Source organism: Pseudomonas vlassakiae, from assembly GCF_014269035.2.
Classification (GTDB): Bacteria; Pseudomonadota; Gammaproteobacteria; order Pseudomonadales; family Pseudomonadaceae; genus Aquipseudomonas; species Aquipseudomonas vlassakiae.
Window position 1 is genome coordinate 1 of record NZ_JABWRP020000055.1, and the last position, 891, is coordinate 891.

Consider the following 891-nt stretch of genomic DNA (forward strand, 5'->3'; position numbering starts at 1 on the left):
ACCCCTGCGTGACCTGCCCAAAATCCCCAAAGAGCTGCTGGAGCAGTTCGGTGAGGGCCTGATGACCGCAGAAGCTATCGAGGATGCCTCTGCGGCGTTCAAGAAGGCCTTGATCGAGCGTGCTCTGCATGCCGAGCTTGGCCACCACCTGGGCTATCCGCCGGGCGCGCAGCGCCCAGAGGATGAGACCAACCAGCGTAACGGCAAGAGTGGCAAGACGGTTTTGACCGGCGATGGCCCGCTGCGGCTGGAAATCCCCCGTGACCGAGACGGCAGTTTTGCACCCATTCTGATCCCTAAGCATGAGCGGCGGTACACCGGTTTCGATGACAAGATCATCGCCATGTACGCCCGTGGAATGACGGTCAGGGAGATCCGGGCGTTTCTGTCCGAGCAGTACGGCACAGACGTTTCACCCGACTTCATCAGCTCTGTGACAGACGAGGTCATGGACGAAATTGGCGCGTGGCAACAGCGGCCTCTGGAGCCGATGTACCCGGTCATTTTCTTTGATGCACTGCGGGTGAAGATCCGCGAAGAAGGCCTGGTGCGCAACAAGGCTATCTACCTGGCGCTGGGCGTTCTACCCGACGGGACCCGCGATATCTTGGGCATCTGGATTGAGAACACCGAGGGTGCGAAGTTCTGGATGAAGGTCTTCAACGACCTCAAAACGCGTGGCGTCGAGGATGTGCTGATTGCCGTGACCGATGGTCTCAAAGGCATGCCAGAAGCCCTCAGCGCAGTGTTTCCAGAGACGACGCTGCAGACCTGCATCGTGCACCTGATCCGCAACAGCCTGGACTTCGCGGCCTGGGACAAGCGCCGGGCACTGGCCAAGGAGCTCAAGCCGATCTATCAGGCCATCAACGCCGAAGCGGCTGAGCAAGC

General features: G+C 60.2%; 1 protein-coding gene. It reads left to right on the top strand.

What is annotated here, in order from left to right:
• Positions 1-4 precede the first annotated feature (4 nt).
• A partial coding sequence (locus HU738_RS25750; protein ID WP_217871548.1) for an IS256 family transposase occupies positions 5-891 on the top strand: 887 nt, incomplete at its 3' end.